This window comes from Psychrobacter urativorans (genome assembly GCF_904846675.1).
Lineage (GTDB): Bacteria > Pseudomonadota > Gammaproteobacteria > Pseudomonadales > Moraxellaceae > Psychrobacter > Psychrobacter urativorans_B.
The window spans coordinates 1-763 of sequence record NZ_CAJHBT010000059.1 but is presented as its reverse complement, the minus strand read 5'-3'; the positions used below and the strand labels follow the sequence as shown (position 1 = coordinate 763).

The 763-nt window shown below is 46.1% G+C and carries 1 pseudogene; it reads right to left on the bottom strand.

Annotated elements, in window-relative coordinates:
• Positions 1 to 20 precede the first annotated feature (20 nt).
• Positions 21 to 763, bottom strand: a pseudogene (locus tag JMY06_RS11700) (IS5 family transposase); the annotation flags it as partial.

Here is a 763-nt window from a genome sequence, read left to right as displayed (position 1 = left end):
AATTAAACTAGGGCGTGTCATCAATTAAGCCAAACGACACAAGAGACTAGGTGTATGGCACTCAGGAAATGACTGGCTAACTTATCGTAACGAGTGGCAATAGCACGGTACTGCTTAATCTTGGCAAAGAAGTTCTCAATCAGATGCCGTGCTTGATAGAGTTGTCTATCAAATTCTCTTGGCTGCAACCGATTACGCTTAGACGGTATAACGGCATGACCTTGTACGGCTTTAATAGGCGCAATGACGCGGGCATCTGCATCGTAAGCTCTATCCGCAAGCCATGTGTGGCTAATACTGAGAGCCAGCAACGCATCTGAGCCACATAAATCATAAGTGGCGCCGCCTGTTAGATAAAAGCCAGTAGGATTTCCTAGCGCATCCGTACGGGTATGACTCTTAGTCGTCAGTCCGCCTTTGCTGCGTCCAACCGCTTGATCCGTTTTTTCCAGCACTGTGCTGATGCGCTTTAACAATGGTTGCATCTAACATGGCATATTCATTGTCAGATTCCTCAGATAAAAGATTGAAGACCTGCTCCCATACACCCTTCTTTGACCAACGACTAAAGCGAGTATGAACTACTCTAAAGTCGCCAAAGCGTTCAGGTAAGTCGCGCCAAGGTATGCCCGTCTTATAACGATAGAGTATTGCTTCTACAAATAATCGATTGTCTTTTGCAGTCACTCCGACGTCACTTGATTTACCAGGCAGAATGTCTTTAATTCGTTCCCATTGGTCATCGCGTAGGGCATGCCGTCTT